Genomic DNA, 20450 nt, shown 5'->3' with positions numbered 1-20450 from the left:
CTGCATTTTCCCCAGAATGGCAGACAGCCCAGTTGATCGTCGCGCGTTCTTTTCCCAGGGGTTTCGCCAGGTCGTGGCGAAGGCCGCTGACGCCGTTGGCGCACGGCTCTCCGGCGGCGATCACATCCGGCCGCCTGGGGCTATCTCTGAGGCGGCGTTTTTGGGAGCTTGTACGCGGTGCGGCGAGTGTGAAAAGGCCTGCCCCGTGCACGCGATCCACCCGCTGACGACCGAGTATGGCTTTGCGGCGGGGACGCCTGTGCTTCGGATTGATGTGCAGGCCTGCGCGATGTGCGTGGACATTGCCTGTGCGCGGAGTTGCCCCACGCCAGCGCTCGATGTGCCGGAGTCGTGGCGCGATGTGCAGATGGCGCGCATCACGATTGATGCAGACCGGTGCGTGACCTGGCGCGGCGTGTCGTGCGGGGTGTGTGCGCGGGTTTGCCCAGCGGGAGAAGATGCGCTCCGTATCAACGCGGACGGGCATCCGGTGCTCGGCGCGGCGTGCACGGGCTGTGGAAGCTGCATCAATGCCTGCATTACGAGCCCGAGTTCCATGATACATAAACCAATGGGATCGAATTCATGAGCGGAAAGTCCACCGTGCGCACGGTGCAGAAGCCGTGGGGGCACGAAACGATTTGGGCGCACACGAGCCAGTACGTGGGCAAGGTGCTGCACATCAAGGCGGGCGAATCGTTGTCGCTGCAGTATCACGAGCAGAAAGACGAGACGATTTTCGTGCTGCGCGGCGAGATGATTTACCGCGTGGGGGACGCGCCGGGCGCGCCGCTGCGCGAAGTGATTTTGCGCGAGGGGGAGGCGTACCGGAACGAGCCCGGCCACGTGCATCAGATGCAGGCGGTCACCGACTGCGACTTGCTCGAGGCGAGCACGCCGCACCTCGATGACGTGGTGCGCCTGCAGGACCGATACGGGCGTCAGGGAACGAGCGCACCGTGAAGGTGATCATTCCGCTGGCCGGCAAGGGGACGCGCCTTCGCCCGCACACGCACACCGTGCCAAAGCCCATGCTCAAGGTGGCAGGGAAGCCGGTGATGGACTACGTGCTTGACGATGTGCGCCGGCTTGGGAATGTGGATGACGTGGTGTACATCACCGGGCATCTCAAGGAGACGGTCGAACGCCACGTGCTGGCGAACTACGCCGACCTCGGCGCGACATTCGTGGAGCAGAAGGTGCAGGACGGCACGGCCGGTGCCGTGGCGCTGGCGCGCGATCGCGTTGACGCGCCAGTGCTGATCATCTTTGTGGACACGATCTTCGACACCGATTTGTCGGTGATCACGTCGAGCGATGACGACGGCATCATCTGGACCAAGGAAGTCGAGGACTACCAGCGCTTCGGTGTGGTAGTGACCGACGCGAACGGCCATATGACGCAGATTGTGGAGAAGCCAAGCACGCCGATCTCGAAACGGGCGAACATTGGGCTCTACTATATAAAGAACTGGCAACTGCTTTTTGAGGGGATTGAACACACGCTCAAGCAGCCGGCGAACAAGGGCGAGTACTACCTCACGGACGCCTTTCAGTACATGATCGATCACGGGGCGAAGCTCCGCGTGATTGATGTGGACGGATGGTACGACGCCGGCAAGCTCGACACGTTGCTCGACACGAACCGCGTGATGCTGGGGCGTGGACGGGCGTCGCGTCCGTTGGAGTATACCGGAAGCAACGCCGAGGCCGCTGGGCTGCGCATTACGGAGCCGGTGCGAATTGAGGAAGGCGCGGTGCTGGAGCGCTGCTCCGTTGGGCCGAACGTGACGATTGGCGCCGGTTCGGTGATTCGCGATTCGACGTTGCGCAATGTGATCGTTGGCGTGAAGAGTATGGTGGAGCGGTGCACGCTCACCAACTCGATGATTGGCGATCACGTGGTGCTTGAGGGATATCGTGGGGAAGTGTCCATTGGCGATCACACCGAACTTCGGGGCGCGTGAATGAGCGAGCTTTCGCGGCGGGATCTGTTGAAGGGAGCGGCGCTCGCGGGTGCCGCACTGGCCGCCTCAGCGACGAGCGGCGCATTTTCGCCGGCGATCGCGGAGTCTGTGGACGCGGTGCACCACCCCGAGCAGCAGCCGGTGGCGCCCAAGGGGCGCAAGTCGATGCACCGGGTGCCGTTCGAACGACACGAGACGGTGCGCGTGGGGATTGTCGGCACCGGGCTGCGTGGGCGGTCGGTGCTGCACGAGCTGCTGGCGATTGAAGGGGTGAAGATTGTCGCGCTGGCGGACGTGGTGGCCGACAAAGCGCAGAAGGCACAAAAGATGGTGACCGATGCGGGGCAGGCCGCTCCGGAATTGTATACGAATGGCGATCACGGTTTTGAGAAGCTCGTGGCGCGCGATGACATCGACTTCGTGTACACGGCGACGCCTTGGGAATGGCACGTGCCGGTGATGCTGGCGGCGCTGGCGCACGGCAAGCACTGCGGGAGCGAGTGCCCCATTGGGACCACCTTGAAAGATCTCTGGGCGTTGGTGGATGCGAGTGAGAAGGCGCACAAGCACTGCCTGCACATGGAGAACTGCAACTACGGCTACACCGAGATGATGGTGAACCGGATGGTGCACGAGGGTGCCTTTGGTGAGGTGCTGCACGCGGAGGCTGCGTATCTGCACGACCTCCGCGACATTTTGTTTGAAAATCGCGACGAAGGACTCTGGCGCCGCGCATGGCACACGCGTGCCAACGCCAACCTGTATCCGACGCACGGGCTCGGGCCGGTGAGTTGGTATCTCGACGTGCACAATGGCGACCGGTTCGACTACATGGTGAGCATGAGTTCGCCTGAGCGCGGGCTCACGCTCCATCGTGAAGACAAAGTGTCCGATCACGCCGACGCGAAGTGGCAAGAGAAATACCTCACGGGCGATCTCAACACGAGCATCCTCAAGACGGTGAAGGGGAAGACCGTGATGTTGCAGCATGATGTCTCGAGCCCGCGACCGTACACACGCCACAATCGCGTGCAGGGGACCAAAGGTGCGTTTGAGGATTATCCGCCGCGCATTTATCTCGAAGGGATGAAGGGCGGCGAGCGCTGGAACACGATTGACGATCTGAAAGCGAAGTTCGAGCATCCGCTCTGGACGAAGCTCGGAGAGCGGGCGCGCACCGGCGGGCATGGTGGGATGGACTTTGTGATGGCGTACCGGCTGGTGGAGTGCCTGCGCGAAGGGCTCGTGCCGGACTACGACGTGTACGACGCGGCGGCCTGGAGCGCGCCATTCCCTCTTTCGGAGATGAGCGTGGCGAAAGGCAGCGCACCCATGAAGTTCCCCGATTTCACGCGTGGTGATTGGCAACGGAAGGGCGTATGACGCACCTCTTGGCGCAGACGGCCGCTGTGGCGGCGGGCTTTCATTTTGCGACGATCGACTGGGTCATTATTTCGGTGTCGATCGCGGTGAGCTTCTTGCCAGCGCTGTTCTTTTGGCGGCGCGCGAGTTCGGGGACGGGGGAGTTCTTTACGGCGGGGCGTGCCGCGCCGTGGTGGCTCGTCGGTATCTCCATGGTGGCGACGACCTTCAGCACCGACACGCCGAACCTCGTCACGAACATGGTGCGCGAACGTGGCGTGAGCGAAAACTGGCTCTGGTGGTCGTTTCTGCTCACCGGCATGATGACGGTGTTCTTCTACGCGCGGCTCTGGCGTCGGTCGGGCGTGCTGACGGATCTCGAGTTCTATGAGATCCGCTATTCCGGCAAGCCGGCCAAGATCCTGCGCGGCTTCCGCGCCGTCTACCTCGGCCTGTTTTTCAACTGCGTGATTATGGCCACGGTGAATCTTGCCGCCGCCAAGATCGGTAACGTGGTGCTGGGCTGGCCGATGGAGCGCACGCTGGTGGTCTGCGCCGTGATGACGATCTTCTTTGCGTCGGTAAGCGGGCTGTGGGGCGTGCTCGTGACCGACACGATTCAGTTCGGCATCACCATGACCGGCACCTTTGCGGTGGCGTACTTTGCGCTGCAACAGCCGGAGGTTGGCGGTTTGGCGGGGCTCATGGCCAAGGTACCGGCGCGCACGCTGGCGTTGCTCCCGGACTTCGGCGATTGGACGGTGGCGGCCACAGTCTTCGTGATTCCGCTGACGGTGCAGTGGTGGAGCGTCTGGTACCCAGGCGCCGAGCCCGGCGGCGGTAGCTACATCGCGCAGCGCATGCTGGCGAGCAAGACGGAAAAGGACGCGGTGATCGGTACGCTGTTGTTCAACGTCATGCACTACGCGCTGCGTCCGTGGCCGTGGATCATTGTCGCACTCGCATCGACGTTGGTGTATCCGCAGCTCAGCGACATCGCATCGGCCATGCCCTACGTAAAGCCGTCGCTCATTGGCAACGATATGGCCTATCCGGCGATGATGAAGTTCCTGCCGGCTGGGTTCCTTGGGCTGGTGGTCGCGGGCACGCTCGCGGCATATCGCTCCACCATCGAAACGCATCTCAACTGGGGCACGAGCTATCTCGTGCACGATTTCTACCGGCGCTTCCTGAAGCCGGGGAAGAGCGAGAAGCACTACGTGCTGATGGGGCGTTTGACCACGGCCGCGCTGATGGTGTGTGCGGCGTTGATGACCTACGCGCTCGGCACTGCCAAGGAAGCCTTTGACCTTATTCTGTCGATCGGCGCCGGTACGGGTCTGTTGTATCTGCTGCGCTGGTTCTGGTGGCGTGTGAGTGCGTGGAGTGAGATCGCGGCGATGGCCAGTTCGTTTATTGTGGCGCTCGGGTTCTTTATTGCGCGCAAAAATGGATTTGAAGTGGCCTCGCACGTATCGCTGCTCGTGACGGTGGCCACGACAACAGTCGTCTGGATTGTGACGACGCTCGTGGCGCCGCCGGCCGAACGAGCGACGCTTGAGTCGTTCTATAAGCTCGTGCGGCCGGCTGGGCCGGGGTGGAAGCCGATTGCGGCAACCTCCGGCGTTGTGCCGGCGGGTGATTCCATTGCAGCGGCCATGCTCGCGTGGGTGTTGGGGTGCACGTTCGTGTATTCGGGGCTCTTTGGCACCGGCAGTTTGCTGTATGGTCGTATGCCGCAGTTCTATCTCTGGCTGGCGTCGTTCCTCATTAGCGGCTTCTGGTTGTCGCGCGTGTTGAGCGGATTCTGGTCGAAGGCCGAGTGACCTCCGCGGTGCCGACCTCGCAGGCGGTGATTCTCGCCCGCGGGCTAGGCACGCGGATGAAGCAAGCGGCGGCGGGCGCGCTGAGCAGTGAACAGGCGCGCGCCGCTGATGCCGGACAGAAGGGGATGATGCCGGTGGGGCGCCCCTTCTTGGATTATGTGTTGTCGGCGCTAGCGGATGGTGGCATTCGTGAGGTCACGTTCGTGGTAGCGCCAGAACACGAGGCGATGCACCATTATTTCACGGCGACCGCGCCTCCTGCGCGCGTCGCCGTTCGCTTTGCGGTGCAGGACGAGCCGCGCGGCACGGCGCACGCGGTGCTTGCCGCGCGCGGTGCGGTGCGGGACGCACCGTTCCTGGTGCTCAATAGCGACAATCTCTATTCGCCAACCGCCATTCGGGAGTTGGCTGCGCTCGGCGGGTATGGCCTCGTGGCGTACGAGTCCGAGTCGCTCGTTCGAGACAGTGGGTTGGAGGAGGCGCGCGTGTTGCGGTTCGCACTCCTCGATATCGGAGCCGATGATTTGCTGTGCGACATTCGGGAAAAGCCGGCGGCCGATGATCCATTGGCGCTACGCGCCGAGCGATGGGTGTCGATGAACCTGTGGTCGTTTGAGCCGTCGTTCTTTGCGGCGTGTGAACGGGTGACGCCGTCTCCGCGGGGGGAGTTGGAACTGCAAGACGCCGTGACGCTCGCGATGCGCGAGCAGCGTGCGCACTTCCGTGTGGTGCGACGGCGCGAGGGCGTGCTCGATCTATCGAGTCGTGACGATGTGTCCGCGGTGGCCGCGCGCCTCGCTGGCGTGGACGTTCGGCCATGACGTACGGCCCCATCGTGTTCGCACGCGCGAGGGAGGGATCGTGAGCGAACCGTCGCGATCGCGCCTGTACGTGGTCCCGGGGCGCGTGGAGCTCGTCGGCAAACATGTGGACTATGCGGGTGGTCGGTCGCTGACGTGCGCGGTAGATCGGGCGATTCACGTGCGCGCCACGGCGATTGACGAGCCGGTGTTGAAGGTGGGCGACGGCGGACGACGCGGACGAGTGGTGATGCCCTTGTCTCCGAACGCGAAGAGTGGTTGGCCTCGCTGGGCCACCTATGTGTCGGCGGTGGCGCGGCGCTTTGCGCGAGACTTCCCCCACGCGCGGCGCGGTGTGCAGGTCAAACTCCGCAGTGACCTGCCTCCGTCGGCGGGGCTCAGCAGCTCGAGCGCATTCATTGTGGCGATGGCGACGGCGCTGGTCGATGCCAATGAGATGGAGCAGGACGCGCGCTGGCGCGAGGCCGTGCCGGATCTCTTGGCGCGCGCGGAATATTTTGCGGCGATGGAAACAGGTGCGCCGTTCGGCCCCTTTGCGGGTGACGAGGGCGTGGGGGTTCGCGGTGGTGCGCAGGACCCGATTGCAATGATTTGCGGTGCGGATCATGCGGCTTCTCAGTTCAGCTACATCCCGGCGCGCCTAGAGCGGCGCGTGCCGTGGCCGATCGAGATGGTGCTGGTGATCGGCGTGAGTGGTGTGAAGGCCACGAAGACGGGCAATGCGCGGCGGCAATACAATCGTGCGTCGGACGCCATGCGGTGGCTGGTGGCGCGCTGGAATACGGAAACGCGGCGCGACGACGCCACGGTGGCCGCCGCGTTGGCCGCAGACACGGCGGCGAGCACAATCATTGAACGACTCGCAAAGGCGGGCGGTGGCGGCTTTGAGGGACGCTATCTTGCGCCGCGCTTTGATCAATTCCGCGAAGAGTGTGAAGTGATTGTGCCGAGTGTGGGAGACGCGCTGGCGCGTGGCGACTACGCGGCGCTCGGACGTTTTGTGGATCGGTCGCAGGAACTCGCGGAGCGCGCGCTGGGAAATCAGGTGCCGCAGACCATTCATTTGGCGCGCAGTGCGCGCACGCTTGGTGCGGCGGCGGCGAGTGCGTTTGGCGCCGGCTTCGGCGGAGCCGTGTGGGCCATGGTGCCTGCCTCAGATGCTGAGCGGTTTGAAGCCGAGTGGCGAGCCGGCTACGCTGCACAGTTTCCGCAGTACGCCGAGAAGTCGAAATGGCTGGTGACAAAGCCGGGGCCGCCGGTGCGTGAGGAGACGGAGTGAGTCAGCAGGTTCGGTCGGGCGACGCGTTGCCGGAGCCGCCGTCGACAGGGCAAACGCCGCCGGTTGCGCGACCAGTCGCGCCAACGTCAGCGCTTGAGCCAAACGTAAAGGCGCTCGGCGCGGTGAGTCTGCTCGCCGACGTGTCGAGCGAAATGATTTATCCGCTGCTGCCGCTGTTCGTGACGACCGTACTTGGCGGAAGCGCGAGTATGCTCGGTGCCATCGAAGGGCTCGCGGAGACGACGGCATCTCTACTGAAGTTGGCGAGTGGTTGGTGGAGCGATCGCGTGCGGCGCAAACCGCTCGTGATGTTCGGGTATGGCGTGTCGTCGTTGGCTCGGCCGCTGATGGGATTTGCCGCGGCCCCGTGGCACGTGCTGGTGGTACGGATGTCCGATCGTGTGGGGAAGGGGCTGCGCTCCTCTCCACGCGATGCGCTGCTCGCGGCGTCGGTCTCGCCGGACTCACGGGGACGCGCCTTTGGTTTTCACCGTGCTGCCGACAACCTCGGCGCCTTTGTGGGGCCGATGGTCGCGTGGTTCCTGTTGCAAGGTGCGGGGATGCCGTTGCGGTCCGTGTTCTTGTGGGCCGCCGTGCCTGGGGTGTTGTCGTTGATGGTGCTCGCTTGGTTTGTGCGTGAACCAGCGCGCGCGGCCGAGCCCGTGCGCAGCGCGTCGATGCACGCCAAGGCGAGTGACACTCCGAACGGCCCGTCGCTGAGTCCGGCGTTCTGGCGCTACCTCGCGGTGCTCGGTGTGTTCACCCTTGGCTGCTCAAGCGACGCCTTTTTGTTGATGCGTGCGGGGCAACTCGGCGTGGCAACCGCGCTCATTCCGGTGCTCTGGGCCATGCACAATCTCCTAAAATCAGCCGCGAGTACGCCGGCCGGTTCACTCTCCGACCGTATTGGACGAAAACCGGTGATCGTGGCCGGGTGGCTCGTGTATGCGGCCGTGTACCTCCTCTTTGCGCAGGCGACGCAGGCTTGGCACGCGTGGGCATTGTTTGGGGCCTACGCGCTGTATCTCGGATTGGTGGAGGGGGTGGAGAAAGCGCTGGTCGCCGACCTCGTGCCCGCGGAACGGCGCGGACGCGCCTTTGGCTTGTTCAACTTCACGGTGGGCATTGCCGCGCTCCCGGCGTCGGTGGTGTTTGGCGTCGTCTGGGAGCGATGGGGCGCGCAGGTGGCGTTCGGGATGGGCGCCGCGCTCGCGGGTGCCGCCGCCGTGGCGCTGATGCTCCTAGTGCCGGCGCCGACGCGAAACTAACGCCCGAGCAGTGCGTGCCTCAGCAGCAGCGTGATCCCGGGCGAGAATAGCGATCGTGCAGTCGCTCGCGCTCAAAGTCACGCACCGACAGCGGCGCGCAGTCGGGATGGCGCACCCGCATATGCTCGAGGTACAGCGCATAGTCTGGTGCGCCGATGATACGGCGGACCACGGCGAGCGTCCGCGCCAGCGCCGGGCGGAGCGTATGCGTCATGAATGGAGCGCGGATCATTCCGTAGCCTCGGCGCTGTGCGGCTCAACTAAGTGCCGCAGGTAACGCGCGGGGTTGTTGAGGAAGTCGCGCGTCACCGTTACGTGCTCGAGCTCCTCGTACGGCACGATCTCTGGCGGCGATTGGTCGAAGCTCACGATCTGTGCGCCCGGATACGCCAGGATTATGGGCGAGTGCGTAGCAATCACGAACTGCGCATCCTGCTGCACCATATCGTGAAGCATGGCAATCATTGCCAGTTGGCTGTTCGGGGAGAGCGGCGCTTCGGGTTCGTCGAGGAGGTAGAGGCCACCCGGCACAAAACGTTCGCGAAAGAGCTGCAGAAAACTTTGCCCGTGCGACTGGGCGTCAAAATCGACGCCGTATTTTTCAGTGAGTTCGAAGAGCGAACCGCGCACGGGGCCAGCAGCCAGTCCCTTGGCGTAGTCCGATCGGTCTGCGTACTCGCGTTCGATTTCTGCGAGTCGTGCATTGAGTTCCGTGCGCATCACGGCGAGCGATTTGGTAAAGCCAAAAAAATCTTCGGCGCGCAAAAAGAAACCACGATGTGTGCGATGCGCCCAACTCAGGCGCATCGCGCCGCCCAGCGCGCGGGCGGCGGAGAGGGAGGCGTCGTCGTCCACGCTGGCGCTCCCCACAGCAGGCAGGTGCGCGGCGGCCGCGAGGCCCTCTAATAACGTGGATTTGCCGGAGCCGTTCTCGCCCACGAAAAACGTGACCGGCGCGCTGAAAGTAAGACGGCGTGTGTTGCGAACCGCCGGCACGGAAAACGGATAAGCGAGCGCGCCGTTTGACACGGACGAGAGCGAGAGTTCCTTCAGGTGCAACACGTCAGTCCGCCGTGATCGCGGTGGCGGTGTACGGCACTTCGGTGTTGTTGATCGATCTCGTGCCGCGTAGCACGGCGACCCATCCCCACAGCGAATCGGTGAGAATCACAATCACCGACACCATAAAGAAGCCGGCCACGGCAGCGTCGAGCCGGTCGTTGAACATGACGCGCGCCGCGTCGGCCGCCGTCTTTACACCTGCGGGAAGTCCGCCCGCCGCGAGCTTGTCGGCCACGGTACGCGCGTGGGCGAGGAACCCGAGTCGTGGGTCTGGCGAAAAGATCTTGAGCCAGCCGGCGGTCATGGTCACCGTCACGAGCCAGGCGAGCGGAATCAGCGTGGTAAAAGCGTAGCGCGCCTTCCCCATTTTGATAATCACGGTGGTGCCCACGCACAGCGCCACGGCGGCGAGGAGTTGATTGGCAATGCCGAACAGCGGCCAGAGTGAGTTGATGCCGCCGAGTGGGTCGAGGACGCCCTGATAGAGGAAGTAGCCCCACATCGCGACGAACATCGCACTCGCCAGCAGCACCGCCGGATACCACGACACTCTGCCGAAGGGCTCCCATACGTTCTTGCCGAGGTCCTGCAGCATGAAGCGACCAACGCGCGTGCCGGCGTCGAGCGTGGTCAGAATGAAGAGCGCCTCGAACATGATGGCGAAATGGTACCAGAGTGCCATCGCGCCGCCGCCGCCGAGGACCTTGGCAAAGATGTGCGCCATGCCCACCGCGAGGCTCGGGGCACCGCCCGTGCGTGAGAGGAGGGACGTCTCCTGCACCTGCTGCGCGAGCGAGGTGAGTTCTGCGGGGGTGACAATGAAGCCCCAGTTGTTGATCACGGCCGACGCGCTTTCGACCGTGGTGCCAATGATCCCCGGCGGAGCATTGATGGCGAAGTACACGCCGGGCGAGAGAATGCAGGCGGCGATCAACGCCATCACGGCCACGAGCGATTCCGTGAGCATGGCACCGTAGCCAATGAACCGCGCGTCCGTTTCGCGGAGCAGCAACTTCGGGGTGGTGCCGCTCGCAATGAGCGAGTGGAAGCCGGAAATAGCGCCGCACGCAATCGTAATAAAGACGAACGGAAAGATCTTTCCGGCGAATACGGGACCGGTGCCGTCAATGAAGCGCGTGAGCGGCGGCATTTGCAGCGGAGGCAGAATCACCAGAATCCCAACAGCGAGCGCAATCACCACGCCGATCTTCACGAACGCCGAGAGATAGTCACGCGGCGCGAGTAGCAGCCATACTGGGAGCACCGATGCGGCGAACCCATACACCATGATCGACAGAGCGAGCGTGGTGCCGCTCAGGGTAAACAACGGAGCGATGGACGGCTGTTCGGCCACCCAGCGGCCCGCGTAGAGTGAGAGCACGAGCAGGACGAGACCGATCGCGGTGGTTTCGAGGACGCGTCCCGGCCGCAGGAAGCGAAGATACACCCCCATCAGGAGAGCGATGGGAATGGTGAGGCCGATCGTCACGGTGCCCCACGGACTCGACTTGAGCGCATTCACGACCACAAGCGCGAGCACCGAAATCAGCACGATCATGATGCCGAGCACCGCGACGAGCGCGGTGAAACCGGCCACGGGGCCGATCTCTTCTTTTGCCATCTGGCCGAGCGACTTGCCGTCGCGCCGGATGGACGAGCAGAGAATCACAAAGTCCTGCACGGCGCCGCCCACCGCAACGCCGACGATGATCCAGAGCAGGCCGGGGAGAAATCCGAACTGGGCGGCGAGGGTGGGGCCGACGAGCGGGCCGGGCCCGGCGATGGCCGCAAAGTGATGCCCGAACACGATCCACTTGTTGGTGGGGACGAAGTCTCGGCCATCGCTCAGGCGCTCGGCGGGGGTGGCCCGCGTGGCGTCCAGTGCAAAGATCTTCGAGGCGATAATCCGGCTATAGAACCGGTACGCCACGAGGTAGGTGCAGACGGCGGCGGTGAGAAGCCAGCCGGCGCTGACGGGTTCGCCGCGAGAGAGGGCGAGAAAGCCAAAGGCCACGGCGCCGGCGATGGCGACGAGGGCCCAGCCAAGCGGTTTTAGGATTCGCATGGGAAGAAAATGCCGTTGCACCACGGACAGGCGCAACCGACCGGCGGGCACTAACTTCAACAGATGCCTACCAGACGAGCACTTCTGTCGGGAGGCGTCAGGCGGTCCCTCGTGGCCCTTGGCGTCGGTTTGGCCTTGGGTGGCGGCACCCTGCAGGCGCAGAAAGCCCCAGCCGTTTCCTTGGGCAACTTTGCCAGTCAACGCCTGATTGTGCTCCCGGTGCAAACGCTCCGTGGGGACGCCACGTCTTGGGTGACGGCCCCGACGTGGGAGAAGTTCCGGCGAGAGCTGGATGATTCGCTCAGCGCGGCCCTCGCGGCGCGCGGCCCAGGGCGGGGCTGGGCCTATAGCGCCGACGTCGCGCGGCTTTCGCGTCGCAACGCGCTGTATACGAACGATCCCTACGCGATTGGCGTGGAGCGGTTGCGCGGCCAGCCGTACAAGGCCGACGACCATGCTCCGGATGCCATGGCCGGGAGCCTGCGCACGCTCGTGGCGCTGAGTGATGCGCGCTATGCGCTCGTTCCGGTGGAACTGGTATTCGAAAAACAGGGCGAGCGTCAGCGCGCGGTGCTACGGCTTGCGCTGATCGATGCGCGGTTGGGAACGTTTGTCTGGGTTGGCGACGCGGCCACGGACGCTGCGGCGGCGATCCCTGCGGGACTCGCTGGACTTATTGCTCAGAAAGCGGCGGATTTTGTGGCGCCGAAAAACTAGTGCGAACCTGCCGATAACCTACTGATATGCCAATCAACGTTACGCTCATTCCCGGCGACGGCATCGGTCCGTCGATCACCGACGCCACCGTCCGCCTGCTCGCGGCCGCCGGCGCCGATCTCACGTGGGATCGCCAGTTGGCTGGCATGGCGGCGGTCAAAGAATACAACGACCCGATTCCCGATTCGACGATCGAGTCGATCAAACGCACCAAGCTCGCCCTCAAGGGGCCGCTCGAGACGCCCGTGGGCAAGGGATTCCGCTCGATCAACGTGGCGCTGCGCAAGGCATTCGACCTCTACGCCAATGTGCGGCCAGCCAAATCGGTGATCCCGGGACTTCGCTTTTCCGACGTGGACATCATCCTCGTACGCGAAAACACCGAGGGGTTGTACATCGGGATTGAGAACTACATCAAGGTCGGCGACGACGAGCGCGCCGCGGCGCAGTCCGTGGCCGTCGTGACGCGGCTCGGCGCCGAACGCATTCACCGCTACGCCTTTGAGTTTGCGGTGTCGCACGGACGCAAGAAGGTGTCGCTCGTGCACAAGGCGAACATCCTCAAGTTGTCGCAGGGTTTGTTTTTGGATGTTGGGCGCGAGATTGCCAAGGAATACGCGGGGCGCATTGAAGTCGAAGAAAAGATTGTCGATGCCTGCGCGATGGAGTTGGTGATGCGTCCCGAGCGTTTTGACGTGATTGTGACGACCAATCTGTTCGGTGATATCCTCTCGGATCTCACGTCGGGGCTCGTTGGCGGGCTCGGGCTCACGCCGGGCGCGAACATTGGCAAGAACGCGGCGATCTTCGAAGCGGTGCACGGTACCGCGCCGGACATCGTGGGCAAGGGGATCGCCAATCCGACGGCGGTGATGCTCGCCGCGTGCCAGATGCTTGACCATATCGGCGATACGGCGCTCGGCACTCGCGTACGCAACGCCGTGGAGAACACACTCCGCGCGCGTAAGACGGTCACCGGCGACATTGGCGGCACCGCGACCACCGAGCAGTACACCGACGCGGTGATTGCCAACCTCTGAGGCTGATGTCACCAGCACCGCTCCGCTCGGCGTGACACGAATCCTGCACGTCTCCGATCTGCACTTCGGCGCGTCCAGCGTGCCCGAGCAGGTTGAGGCGTTACAGGGGATTGTAGCAGCCTCGCGGTGGGATGCGGTGGTGGTGTCCGGCGATCTCACGCAGCGCACGAGGACGCGGGAGTATGTGCGGGCGCGAACGTTTCTCGACACAGTGCGTGCGCACGCACCGGTGCTCTGTGTGCCCGGCAATCATGACACCGAATGGTGGCTGTCGCCGATGGGACTCGGCGCAACCGCCGCCATGCACGGGCGCTACCGTCAGTTCGTGAGTCCGCTGCTCGAACCAGAGCTTCGGTGCGCTGGCGCGCTGATTGTGGGCCTCAACTCGTCGCAGGGCATTCGCCCATGCACGCTGACGACCCGCCCGCGCGACCTGAGCGTGGTGGGTGCGGTGCAGCCGCACCAATGGGCGAGTGCCGCCTCGCGGCTTGCGGCAGCTGGGAGCGACCTCAAGGTACTGGTGCTGCACCACAACCTGTTGCGCGGCCATTTGTCGAACCGTTGGGGGCTGGCGAGTCGCGCGGCGGGCATCACCGATGCAGCCGCGACCGGTGCTGACCTCGTGCTGTGCGGCCACGACCACGAAGAGCGCGTCGCCGAGGTGATGGTTGGCAATCGCCGGTTGATCGTGAGCACGGCCAGCACGCTGACTACGCGAGTGCGGCACCACCGGCCGGCGTCGTTCAATATCATCGAGTCGGATGTTGCGAGCGTGAACATCACCGTGATGTCGTGGAACGCTCTAGCGCGCGCGTTCGCGCCGGGCGAGACCCACTGCTTCGCGCGCTGATTCGGCGGCTGCGCGGGTCGCGCGATGCCGCGCAGCTCGCCCTCTCGCTCGACGCGCCTCCACCGCGGAGCGCCGAAGAACTGCTGGAGCGACTGCGCGCGCACGGGCTACGTGGGGTGGACCAGTTGAAACTCACGCGCAATCGACGCACGGTGCTGAGCATCGCCGGTCACGTGCTGCGCGTGCAAGAGGGGTACCTCGAGGCACCGGACGACGTGCACGCGGCGATTGTGATGTTCGTGATGACGCCGCGCCGCCTCGTGGAGCGGCGCCACGAGGCGCTGCAACGCGTCCTGAAATTCGCCGAGCATTTTCCCAAACGACCGCCACGGGCGAGTGCGGAGCGCACGCACGCGGACGACGAACCGTTGGCCGCGCGGCTGGCCGCCGAGCACGCGCGGTTGAACGCCGAACTGTTCGACGACGCACTAAGCACCCTCCCCATTCGCGTGTCGCGGCGGATGAAATCGCGGCTCGGCCACTACACGCCGCGCCGACCCAATGTGCGGCCGGAGATCGCGATTTCTCGAGGCCATTTTCGTCGGCACGGATGGGCCGAGGTGGTGCAGACACTGATGCATGAGATGGTGCATCAGTGGCAGGACGAAAACGGACTCCCCGTGGATCACGGCGTGGCGTTTAGGCGGAAGGCGCGGTCAGTTGGGGCTCCGGCGAGCGCGACGAGGCCGTTGCGGTAGCGCTGGGTTGGAACGGCTAAAGCCGTTGACGGTTTACGGTTAACCGTTAACGGTCAACCGTCTACGACTGATGACCGCGTGCAAGCAGGGGTATAGTCCGACATCCGCCAACGGTTACGGCACACGCCGGCTGCGGCGGGGTGTCCTGACCCCAGGCAAGACGCCTATCTTTCGTTCATGACTTCTGCCTCCGAAACCCACCTCGCCTCCGCGCAACTCAAGCCGCGGACCGGCGACATGTTCAACATTGATGCGGCGCTCACCGAAGACGAGCGCGCAGTACGTGACTCCATCCGCGGCTGGGTGAATGAGCGCGTGCTGCCGATCATCGGCCAGTGCTACGTGGACGGCCGCTTTCCCACCGAACTCATTGCGGAAATGGGCGAGATGGGAATGCTCGGCGCCAATCTCCCGGAGGAGTACGGCTGCGCGGGGCTGAGCAATGTGGCGTACGGCCTCATCAATCAGGAACTCGAGCGCGGCGATTCCGGCATTCGCTCCTTTGCGAGTGTGCAGGGCTCATTGGTGATGTACCCCATCTTCGCATTCGGCAGTGACGAGCAGAAGCGTCACTGGTTGCCCAAGATGGCGAAGGGCGAGGCGATCGGATGTTTTGGACTGACCGAACCGGATTATGGTTCGAACCCGGCTGGCATGATCACCCGCGCGCGCCAGCAACCCGACGGCAGCTGGGTGATCAACGGCAGCAAGATGTGGATCACGAACGCCATTCTCTCGCAGGTCGCGGTGGTGTGGGCCAAAACAGAAGACGGCGACACCGACGGCAAAAGCGTGCGCGGCTTCCTCGTGCCCACGGGCTCGAAGGGCTACGACATCAAAGAGACGAAAGGCAAGCTCTCGCTCCGCGCGAGCATGACGGGTGAGTTGGTGTTCAGCGATGTGCACGTGCCCGCCGACGCGATTCTTCCCAAGTCCGGCGGGCTCAAGAGTCCGCTGATGTGCCTCACGCAGGCGCGCTACGGAATTTCCTGGGGCGCAATGGGCGCGGCGATCGCCTGTTACGACGAAGCGCTGAGCTACTCCAAGCAGCGCGTGATGTTTGGCAAGCCCATCGGGGCGTTCCAGATTCAGCAGGTGCGTCTGGCGGACATGGTCACAGAGATCATTAAGGGGCAACTCCTCTCATTGCACCTCGGCCGCATGAAGGACGCGGGTACGTCCACGCCGCAGCAGGTGAGTGTGGCCAAGCGCAACAATGTGAATGTCGCCACCGACATCGCGCGCGAGGCGCGTCGCTTGCTCGGCGCCAACGGCATTCTCGCTGAGTACTCAGCGATGCGTCACATGGCGAATCTCGAGAGCGTCTACACGTACGAGGGAACGCACGACGTGCACTCGTTGGTGATTGGCATGCACGAGACGGGATTCAACGCCTTCGGCGGATAACGCCGAGGGCGAGCGTTACGTCCGCGTCTTGCCGTACCGGGCGCGGAAGAATCCCACGAGCCACTCGGGCGCGTAGCGAATGAGCAACACCAGCGCCTTGTAGCGTTTGCCAGGGATGCACACGACGGGTCCGCGTCGCGCCGCCTGCGCGAGGGAGTCGCGCACGACGCGCTCCGCGCTCAGCCACATAAAGCCGGGGATGGACGTTTTGTCCATTCCGCCGCGATCGTGGAACTCCGTGTGTGTGAACCCCGGGCAGAGTGCCTGCACGGTGATCCCCTTGTCGGCAACTTCGAGGGCGAGCCCCAGCGAGAAAATGCGCAGGTACGCCTTGGTGGCGCAGTAGTTCACATTGCCGGCGCTAAACGCAAAGCTCGCCACGGACGCCACGTTGATAATTGTGCCCGAGCCGCGGGCGATCATCCCTGGGAGCGCGGCGCGCGAAAGCAGCATGGGCGCCATCACGTGCAACTCAAGCATCGTCGCCTGCTCGGCGAGCGGACGATTTGCGAGTTTGCCCTTAGTGCCAAACCCCGCGTTGTTGACGAGCATCGTCAGCGCGTTGGTTTGCGAGATCCGCTCGCCCACGCGCCGCATGCCCTCGTCGCGGGAGAGATCGGCAGCGATGGGTTCTGCGTTGATACCGTACTGCAGTGCGAGCTCGTCGCTCTGCGCTTGCAGTCGCGCGGCATCACGGGCGACCAAGATCAGGTCGTACCCCTGCGTCGCCAGCTGATGAGCGAACACCTTCCCGATTCCCGCCGTAGAGCCGGTGACGAGGGCGACGGGGCGGCCGGATCCGTGAGAGACGCTGTCGGTCATCGGGGGGAACCCATCATTATTAGGGAAGGAAGAATCACCATTCCTTAAGATAGCCTCCTCAGCCCCCGGCCGTCGATGTCCATCATTCAAGCCTCGATTCCGCTCTTTTTCATTTTGATCGGGGTCGAGTTGCTGTATCAGCGCGCTTCCGGGGCGCGGCTGTATCGTCTGAACGATGCGATTTCAGACCTGAGTTTAGGCACCCTCAGCCAGCTGATGGGGGTGTTCTTCAAGGTGGTCACACTCGGCCTCTATATCGTCGTGGCGGAGCGCTTTGCCGTGCAGCGTTACTTTCCCGTGACGGACTGGCCTGACGGCGCACCGTTCTATGCGCTTGGCGGGTTCCCATGGTTCGGCGTGAACGCCATCCCCCTGCTGTCGTGGGCCGTCGTGTTCACGCTCGTGGACTATGCCTATTACTGGTCGCACCGGATGTCACACGAGGTGCACGTGCTGTGGGCGGGGCACGTGGTACATCACTCCAGCGAGGAGTACAACCTGGCGGTGGCGCTCCGGCAGACGGCGTTGGGTGGGTTGATGACGTGGGTGTTTTACATTCCGCTCGCCGTGCTGGGTGTACCGTGGACGATGTTCGTCACCTGTAACGCCATCAACCTCGTCTACCAGTTCTGGATTCACACGCGAGCGGTGGGGAAGCTCGGTTCGCTGAGCGAGTTCATCCTCAATACGCCGAGCCACCATCGGGTGCATCACGCCGTGAATCTGCAGTACATCGACCAGAATTACGCCGGCGTGTTCATTGTGTGGGACCGGTTGCACGGCACCTTCGTAGAAGAGCAGGAGGAGCCGGTGTACGGGCTCACCCACCCGCTCGCGAGTTGGAATCCGTTGTGGGCCAACCTGCACGTGTTTGTGGAGATTTGGCAGCTCGCGCGGCGCACCTCGGGGTGGGGCAACAGGCTGAAGGTGGTTTTTGGCCCGCCGTCGTGGCGGCCGACTGATGTACCGCCAGCGGTCGAAGGGCCGCTGTTTACGGTGGACAACCACCGGCTCTACGATCCCGTGGTCCGCCCTGGGGTGAACTGGTATGCCGCAACGCAGTTCGTGATCGTCACGGTGGCGGCGGTGAAAGTGCTGGCATTGGCGAGCGCGCTTCCGTTGGCACAGACGTTCGCGCTCGCGTTCTACCTCACTTTGGGACTCACCACCATTGGCGGCCTACTGGAAGGGGAGCGCTGGGGCTATGTGCTCGAACAGGCGCGATTGATCTCACTCGCGGCGGCCGCAGGGACTTTGCTGGTTACGGGCCGGGTGCCAGCCGGCTGGGCCGGCTCTGCTCTGGTGCTGTTCGTGCTGTCCGCCATCTGGCTGCGCGCGGTGGCGGGCAGGGATGGCGGCCCGAGTGACGGGGCGCAGCCCGCCGTCACCTGACCGGCAACCGCGAGCCCTGCTCGCTTCTAGAAATCCTCCCCCCGCACTAATTTCAGATATCCCTTACCGAGGTATTTCACGGTGAAAATTGCCGTGTGCATTAAGCGGGTCCCTGACATGGACGTCCGCTTCAAGATTGCCCCCTCAGGCACTGCGGTGGATGAGTCGGGCCTCAAATTCGACATGAGCGACTTTGACGGATACGCCGTAGAAGCCGCCGTTCAAATCACCGAAAAACTTGGCGCCGGCGAAGTCACCGTGATTTCGCTTGGCGCCGATGTCGTTCAAGAGACGCTCCGAAAAGCGTTGTCCATTGGCGCGCACAACGCGGTGCAGCTCAAGCACGATGCACCGATCTATGACGGCTTTGCCGTGGCCTCCGCGCTCGCCGCGGAGATTCAGGGCGGCGGCTATGATCTGGTGATGTTCGGCCGCATGGCGGTGGACACGCAGAACCGTTCCACCGGCGCGCTCTGCGCCGAGTTGCTCGGGATGCCGCTCATCAGCGCCATCAGCAAGCTCGATATCGAAAATGGCACCGTGAAGGCGCGTCGCGAACTCGAGGGCGCATTTGAGCTGATCGAGGCGGCGCTTCCCGCCGTGGTCACGATTGACGAAGGCATTGCGCGCCCGCGCTATCCCTCGCTCAAGGGAATCATGGCGGCCAAGAAAAAGCCGCTGGCGTCCAAGCCCGCGCAACTCCCCGAACAGCGTCTGTTGCTCGAGAAACTTGAGCTCCCCGCCGAGCGTGCAGCTGGCCGCATCATTGGCGAAGGAAAGGACGCGGTGCCCGAACTCATTCGGCTTCTCAAGGAAGAGGCGAAGGTACTCTAATGGCCAACATCTTTGCATTTGCCGAGACGCGACTGGGCGAGCTGCGCCGCGCGGGACTCGAAGCGGTCACTGCGGCACGCCGCGTGGCCGATGAGACGGGTGGTCAGGTACACGCGATGCTCGCGGGCGGGCCGGGAATCGGGGCGATTGCTGCGAAACTCGCCGCGCACGGCGCCGACGTGGTGCTCGTGCTCGAAGGCGACGCCTACGTCAACTACAATCCCGAAGTGCTGGCTGCTACGATCGCGGCGCGGCTCGGGTCAGGCTATCGTGCGGCCTTCTTTGCGGCGAGCGCGCAGGGGCACGATCTCGTGGCCCGTACCGCCGCCAAATTGAAAATGCCGTACGCGAGCGACGTCACCGACTTTGCCTTCACGGGCGACAGCGTGACCGTGCAGCACCCGGGCTACACCAACAAGATTGTGCAGACGCTCGTGCTCAGGACCCCCATCGCGATCATCTCGTTGCGCGCGGGTGCGGTGCTGCCGGCAGAGAATGCCAAGGCGGGCGCCGTCGAAGCGATTGCACCGGCGATGGATCCGGCCACGGCGCGTGTGAAGGTCACCTCCACCGAGGCGGGCAACCGCGGCAAGCTTGACCTCGGCGAAGCGCCGGTGATCATTGCCGGCGGACGGGGACTCAAGGAAGCGGCAAACTTCGCGCTCGTCGAAGACTGCGCGGCCGCATTCGGCAACGCGGCCGTCGGCGCGACGCGCGCGGTGACGGACGAAGGGTGGCGCCCCCATTCCGACCAGATCGGCCAGACCGGACGGCTCGTGAGCCCCGATTTATACGTGGCCTGCGGTATCAGCGGCGCCATTCAGCATCTGGCGGGGATGCGCACCAGCAAGTGCATTGTCGCCATCAACAAAGACAAGGAAGCCCCGATCTTCAAGGTGGCGGATTACGGCATTGTGGGTGACGTGCTGGAAATCCTGCCGGTGCTCACCGCCGCAGTGAAGACGGCAAAGGCCGGCGGCTGAGCGAACCGCTCCCGCCCGCTCGGGTGGGAGCGTAACCGGCTGAGGGCTCAGTCGGCA

Annotated in this window: 20 protein-coding genes; 16 read left to right on the top strand and 4 right to left on the bottom strand. The window is 64.0% G+C overall.

The window, feature by feature from the left end:
• Positions 1-16 precede the first annotated feature (16 nt).
• From NTZ43_03245 to NTZ43_03210, 8 genes are read left to right on the top strand one after another with little or no spacing between them, the layout of a single operon-like run.
• On the top strand, positions 17-589 hold the full coding sequence (locus NTZ43_03245) for a 4Fe-4S dicluster domain-containing protein (protein MCX5766227.1): 573 nt from the start codon (positions 17-19) through the stop codon (positions 587-589).
• Positions 586-963: a cupin domain-containing protein gene (locus NTZ43_03240; GenBank protein MCX5766226.1), complete on the top strand. Its 378-nt coding sequence runs from the start codon at positions 586-588 to the stop codon at positions 961-963. Before NTZ43_03245 ends, NTZ43_03240 begins: the two co-directional genes overlap by 4 nt.
• Positions 960-1967, top strand: a complete 1008-nt coding sequence (locus NTZ43_03235) for a sugar phosphate nucleotidyltransferase (GenBank protein MCX5766225.1) — start codon at positions 960-962, stop codon at positions 1965-1967. The genes NTZ43_03240 and NTZ43_03235 overlap by 4 nt, the downstream gene beginning before the upstream one ends.
• Positions 1968-3350, top strand: coding sequence for a Gfo/Idh/MocA family oxidoreductase (locus NTZ43_03230; GenBank protein ID MCX5766224.1), 1383 nt, complete (start codon positions 1968-1970; stop codon positions 3348-3350).
• Complete coding sequence (locus NTZ43_03225; protein MCX5766223.1) at positions 3347-5155, top strand: Na+:solute symporter; 1809 nt, start codon at positions 3347-3349, stop codon at positions 5153-5155. The genes NTZ43_03230 and NTZ43_03225 overlap by 4 nt, the downstream gene beginning before the upstream one ends.
• The gene (locus NTZ43_03220) at positions 5152-5976 is read left to right on the top strand and encodes a nucleotidyltransferase family protein (protein ID MCX5766222.1); all 825 of its coding nucleotides are present in this window, start codon (positions 5152-5154) and stop codon (positions 5974-5976) included. The genes NTZ43_03225 and NTZ43_03220 overlap by 4 nt, the downstream gene beginning before the upstream one ends.
• Before the next feature lie 40 nt (positions 5977-6016).
• Positions 6017-7255: a galactokinase gene (locus NTZ43_03215; protein ID MCX5766221.1), complete on the top strand. Its 1239-nt coding sequence runs from the start codon at positions 6017-6019 to the stop codon at positions 7253-7255.
• A complete protein-coding gene (locus NTZ43_03210) occupies positions 7252-8523 on the top strand; it encodes an MFS transporter (GenBank protein MCX5766220.1) in 1272 nt (423 codons plus the stop codon). Before NTZ43_03215 ends, NTZ43_03210 begins: the two co-directional genes overlap by 4 nt.
• Positions 8524-8542: 19 nt before the next feature.
• Here NTZ43_03210 and NTZ43_03205 read toward each other — a convergent pair whose 3' ends face one another.
• The 3 genes from NTZ43_03205 to NTZ43_03195 are packed head-to-tail and all read right to left on the bottom strand — an operon-like array spanning position 8543 to position 11650.
• A complete protein-coding gene (locus NTZ43_03205) occupies positions 8543-8737 on the bottom strand; it encodes a YbdD/YjiX family protein (protein ID MCX5766219.1) in 195 nt (64 codons plus the stop codon).
• A 14-nt stretch (positions 8738-8751) separates the two neighbouring features.
• Complete coding sequence (locus NTZ43_03200) at positions 8752-9585, bottom strand: AAA family ATPase (GenBank protein MCX5766218.1); 834 nt, start codon at positions 9583-9585, stop codon at positions 8752-8754.
• Between the two features lies 1 nt (position 9586).
• Entirely contained in the window at positions 9587-11650 is a 2064-nt protein-coding gene (locus NTZ43_03195; protein ID MCX5766217.1) for a carbon starvation protein A, read from the bottom strand.
• Between the two features lie 111 nt (positions 11651-11761).
• On the opposite strand from NTZ43_03195, the gene NTZ43_03190 reads away from it, so the two are divergent.
• The 5 genes from NTZ43_03190 (at position 11762) to NTZ43_03170 (ending at position 16362) form a co-directional block, all read left to right on the top strand.
• Positions 11762-12367, top strand: coding sequence for a hypothetical protein (locus NTZ43_03190; GenBank protein ID MCX5766216.1), 606 nt, complete (start codon positions 11762-11764; stop codon positions 12365-12367).
• Between the two features lie 26 nt (positions 12368-12393).
• Positions 12394-13407, top strand: coding sequence for an isocitrate/isopropylmalate family dehydrogenase (locus tag NTZ43_03185; GenBank protein ID MCX5766215.1), 1014 nt, complete (start codon positions 12394-12396; stop codon positions 13405-13407).
• Between the two features lie 31 nt (positions 13408-13438).
• Positions 13439-14257: a metallophosphoesterase gene (locus NTZ43_03180; GenBank protein ID MCX5766214.1), complete on the top strand. Its 819-nt coding sequence runs from the start codon at positions 13439-13441 to the stop codon at positions 14255-14257.
• Complete coding sequence (locus NTZ43_03175; GenBank protein ID MCX5766213.1) at positions 14200-14955, top strand: SprT-like domain-containing protein; 756 nt, start codon at positions 14200-14202, stop codon at positions 14953-14955. The genes NTZ43_03180 and NTZ43_03175 overlap by 58 nt, the downstream gene beginning before the upstream one ends.
• Before the next feature lie 177 nt (positions 14956-15132).
• Positions 15133-16362 (top strand): acyl-CoA dehydrogenase family protein, encoded by a 1230-nt coding sequence (locus NTZ43_03170; protein MCX5766212.1) that lies wholly within the window; start codon positions 15133-15135, stop codon positions 16360-16362.
• 15 nt (positions 16363-16377) lie between these two features.
• On the opposite strand, the gene NTZ43_03165 is transcribed toward NTZ43_03170, so the two are convergent.
• The gene (locus NTZ43_03165; GenBank protein MCX5766211.1) at positions 16378-17184 is read right to left on the bottom strand and encodes an SDR family oxidoreductase; all 807 of its coding nucleotides are present in this window, start codon (positions 17182-17184) and stop codon (positions 16378-16380) included.
• 75 nt (positions 17185-17259) lie between these two features.
• Between NTZ43_03165 and NTZ43_03160 the strand changes: the two genes are divergently transcribed.
• The 3 genes from NTZ43_03160 to NTZ43_03150 all read left to right on the top strand — a co-directional run bounded on the left by NTZ43_03160 (position 17260) and on the right by NTZ43_03150 (position 20393).
• Positions 17260-18576, top strand: coding sequence for a sterol desaturase family protein (locus tag NTZ43_03160; protein MCX5766210.1), 1317 nt, complete (start codon positions 17260-17262; stop codon positions 18574-18576).
• 81 nt (positions 18577-18657) lie between these two features.
• Positions 18658-19410, top strand: a complete 753-nt coding sequence (locus NTZ43_03155) for an electron transfer flavoprotein subunit beta/FixA family protein (GenBank protein ID MCX5766209.1) — start codon at positions 18658-18660, stop codon at positions 19408-19410.
• A complete protein-coding gene (locus tag NTZ43_03150; GenBank protein MCX5766208.1) occupies positions 19410-20393 on the top strand; it encodes an electron transfer flavoprotein subunit alpha/FixB family protein in 984 nt (327 codons plus the stop codon). The genes NTZ43_03155 and NTZ43_03150 overlap by 1 nt, the downstream gene beginning before the upstream one ends.
• The last annotated feature ends 57 nt before the right edge of the window (positions 20394-20450 follow it).

The organism is Gemmatimonadota bacterium (genome assembly GCA_026387915.1).
Classification (GTDB): Bacteria; Gemmatimonadota; Gemmatimonadetes; order Gemmatimonadales; family Gemmatimonadaceae; genus Fen-1231.
This window is presented reverse-complemented; position numbering and strand designations above follow the sequence as displayed.